Annotated in this window: 3 protein-coding genes; 2 read left to right on the top strand and 1 reads right to left on the bottom strand. The window is 58.8% G+C overall.

Annotation, left to right across the window (positions count from 1 at the left end):
- The first annotated feature begins 500 nt into the window (after positions 1-500).
- Both HMPREF3086_RS17795 and HMPREF3086_RS17790 read left to right on the top strand, forming a co-directional pair.
- Complete coding sequence (locus tag HMPREF3086_RS17795) at positions 501-1,451, top strand: NaeI family type II restriction endonuclease (RefSeq protein WP_168169039.1); 951 nt, start codon at positions 501-503, stop codon at positions 1,449-1,451.
- Between the two features lie 420 nt (positions 1,452-1,871).
- Complete coding sequence (locus HMPREF3086_RS17790; RefSeq protein WP_083324230.1) at positions 1,872-3,128, top strand: DNA cytosine methyltransferase; 1,257 nt, start codon at positions 1,872-1,874, stop codon at positions 3,126-3,128.
- 80 nt (positions 3,129-3,208) lie between these two features.
- Here the strand turns inward: HMPREF3086_RS17790 and HMPREF3086_RS19840 are convergent, their stop codons facing one another.
- On the bottom strand, positions 3,209-3,505 hold the full coding sequence (locus HMPREF3086_RS19840; protein ID WP_371441638.1) for a PDDEXK family nuclease: 297 nt from the start codon (positions 3,503-3,505) through the stop codon (positions 3,209-3,211).
- Positions 3,506-3,770 lie beyond the last annotated feature (265 nt).

Raw genomic sequence — 3,770 nt, 5'->3', positions numbered from 1 at the left:
AGCTACGCACTCCGGATCCGGAAGAGCCGGTATACCCTGGGCCACGATAGGCTCGGTTCATGCAGCGCCCCCCAAAATGGAGTTACGACGAGATTGCGATTGTTGCAGCGGTAGCTTACAGGGCGGAATGGCAGTACCTCGGCCCGGCGCATCCAGAAGTCCAGGCACTGTCAAGAATACTACGGTCGTCTTGCATCCATCCCGGGGCTTGCTCCAATGAGATGTTTCGAAACCCGAACGGCGTAGCCCGCAAGATGTCAGACATCGCAACTCAGCGCCCAGACTACGGCGGGAAGCCAACGCGAGGCGGGAAGATGGATATCGTGGTCCTCGAAGAGCTGCTAGCCGATCCTCCTGCCTTCCTCAAGAAGGCGGATCTCATCCGTCGCCGGATCGACAGTTCCGGCCCTCGTGCCTCTTAGCCGAAGCGCAAGGATTAAATAAGAGGCACAGATGGGGTTCGGTTCAGGTCGCTAAGCTCCCGTTGTAGACTTCGAATTGTGCCTCGAGAGTTTGAGCCCCCACTTTCCGCTGCCGTCGGAGCGGACCTTGACCTCGACCGAGTCGTAGTCGAACTTAAACGACTGGACCCAGACGGGGATCGGACCGGCCAGGTACTACGGGACACTTACGATCAACTTTATGACGGCGCGAGGACTCAGCGCTATCGCTGGGATCAACTCATGAAGACAGAGAAGACACATTTCGGCACTCTGATTGAGATAAACCTGCAGCGCGAGTTCGAGTTTGTCGATGGAGACAAGCTCGACTTCAAAATCGCGGCGCGGGAAATCGACGCAAAGTACAGCCAAACCGAAGGCGGATGGATGTTGCCGCCCGAAGGGGTAGGCGAGCTCTGCTTATTGCTTACAGCGAGCGATCAGACGTCTCGCTTCTCAATAGGGGTCGTCCGGGCTCTAGATGTACATCTGAATAAGGGCATGAATCGTGATGGGAAGCGCACGCTGTCAAGTCAGGGGCGCAGTTCAATTGTTTGGGTACACAGAGATGCTAGCTTGCCCCCGAATACTCTTCTTCACATGCCAGAGTCGGACGTAGCTGCTATTTTCAGTGCCGGGAAGGCCACGTCCAGGATCAAAGAGCTCTTTCGAAGAACCATAGGCCAGATCGTCAGTCGCTCGGCAGTGGCAACAGTCGCTGCGCAGCTCGACATTACAAGGAGGGTGCGGGGCGGATCAGGCGGTGCCAGGGCGCCGCTTGCCGAAGAGGGAATCGTCGTTCTGGGCGGCGCATTCGACTGGCAAAGAAGTGCTGCGCGTCATTTGGGACTGCCCGAACCGCGCCGCACGGAATATGTAGCCGGATACGTGGCTCCTGCTCCGCCTGACTGGATTGGCCCCTCAGCTTTGGGACCAACTGGCCTCAGATTGCGGCCTTCGACCCTTGCGGACCGGCGGCCGTTTGATCCGGCCTGGTACGCGAGATCGTAGAGCAGCTCCGAGAACTATCGATGCCGAGTGCCCGCTCTTACGAGGCGCCACGGCAATTCGTTCGTTGAGTTGAGCCGTGCAGCCAGCGACGCCTCCAGCTCCGGGATCGACGCCGTCGCTGCCATGGGCGATCCGGACCACTGCGTCGGCCGCCGATGAGTAAGACGGGTGGGTCGCCTCAAACGCCAGCGCCTATGCCTGCCTGAGATCTGACCGAGATCCGCCAAGTAGCGGCGCCCCGGGCTGCGGTCTGCGGCCGTCGTCCGCGCAACTGGCACGACGGCCAGGTCTCCGTCTGCTACCCCCGGACTGAGCAGGTGCGCGGCTCAGCGAACCTGCGCGGCCCGACGCTTATGGAACATACGTGCGATCAGGGTAGTATTACGGCAACGATGTTCTTGCGAGGCGTGGGAGGCCCAGTTGACGGCAAACTACGAGGTTGTCGAAATTTGTGCCGGCGCCGGCGGCCAGGCACTAGGCCTGGAAAGGGCCGGTTTCCACCATCGGTTGGCAGTGGAACTGGACGAGCAGGCATCCGCGACCCTCCGGGCCAATCGTGAGTGGGACGTGGCAACCGGAGACGTCGCCGACCCTACAATCTGGAAGCCCGAGAATCACCGTGGGGTCGACCTCCTTGCCGGGGGCGTCCCCTGCCCGCCGTTCTCCATCGCAGGTAAACAGCTGGGCGCGAGCGATGAGCGCGACCTATTCGCATGGGCAGTCGAGCTAGCGGAAGTAATGCGGCCTCGAGCTGTGCTCCTAGAGAACGTGCGAGGGCTTTCAACTAATCGCTTCTCTGCGTACCGACAGCGGGTTTTGGACCGGTTCTTTGAGCTCGGCTACTTCGCAGAGTGGCGGCTCCTACAAGCTGCAGACTTTGGCGTTCCTCAGCTACGGCCTCGATTCGTCTTGGTCGCGTTATCTCCGGAGGATGCTCCGTATTTCCGCTGGCCCGAGCCGTTGGGTTCACGAGTGACGGTGGGTGAAGCACTACTCGATCTAATGTCGGAGAATAACTGGCGTCACTCCCAAACCTGGGCTTCTCTGGCCGACGATATTGGGCCCACGATCGTGGGCGGTAGCAAGAAGCACGGAGGAGCAGACCTAGGACCTACCCGTGCCAAGAAGGCTTGGTCGAACCTTTACGTTAACGCGCATGGAGTCGCCGACTCTGCCCCCCGAAGACTGGATCCATCACCTCGGACTAGTCCCCCCAAACTCACCATTGATATGGTTGCCCGGATTCAGGGGTGGAACGGGGACGACTGGTTCTTCACCGGGCGCAAGACTTCCAAGTATCGCCAGATTGGTAACGCATTTCCACCGCCTGTAGCGGAAGCCATCGGCCGCCAGATAGTCTCCGCATTTGAGAAGGTGGGTGTTCCTCAGGAGAAAATGCTCGAACGCGGGGATGCCGCTCACGATCCCATCTATCGCATTTTGCGCGAGGCGGCTGGCCCACTTCAAATTGGCCAGATCATGTCCCGCTTAGGAGGAACCGAGCGCCAAGAGACAGTCGAGCGGCGCATCGCAAATTTAGCACTCGACTTCGATCTGAATATTGAGCTCACTAAGCGAGGAACTTCTTACCAGCTTGGGGATTTCCGCGGGTTCATCGGACAAGACGACCATCTTCGGCACCTATTCCTTGAACAAAACCGTTCTAAGGTGAGCTAAAAAAAGAGACCCTTGGATCGTCAGCTGGGTTTGGCCACTTCGAACAGCGATGGAACCGACGTCCTCCGCCCTGGAAGAAACTAACCAGGCCGCCCGGCTGCTGGGAGCGCCCTGAGCACTCGCTCAACAGCATCCTCTAGGTGATTCCTAACCTTAAAGTCGCAGATGCGAACGACGGTCCACCTGCGTGCCGTAAGCTCGATGTCAGCGGCACGGTCGCGTTTGATGTTGCGCGCCATTTTCTCCCGCCAATACTCGGACGCAGCTTTTTCTTCGTTCCAATGATCTGGATGGCCGTGCCAGAATGTACCGTCGACGAGAACGGCTACCTTCCACCTGATCAACGCGATGTCCGGTCGGCGGGTTGCCCTTCCGATAAATACGGTAACCAGTGACGCCGGAATGCCGTAACGCCGACCGAATCAGAAGCTCGGGTTTCGTATCAAACGACCTAATAGCCGCCGTACTTTGCGAACGTCCTGCCTTGCTCAGATGGTCTGCCATACCAGTATTCTCGTCAGATGTTTGCCTGCTGCCAATAGGCAGACGCTAGCTGCGTTCTCGCCAGCTCTCCTCGCTGCTCGCCGTCTCTCCTCCTGTCTGAGCACCTAATGTCGCGTTTCTGAAGTTGGTTTAGGGTTG

This window comes from Dietzia sp. HMSC21D01, assembly GCF_001815995.1.
Taxonomy (GTDB): domain Bacteria; phylum Actinomycetota; class Actinomycetes; order Mycobacteriales; family Mycobacteriaceae; genus Dietzia; species Dietzia cinnamea.
Note: the sequence above shows the minus strand (reverse complement) of the source record. Positions and strands in the feature narration are given on the sequence as shown.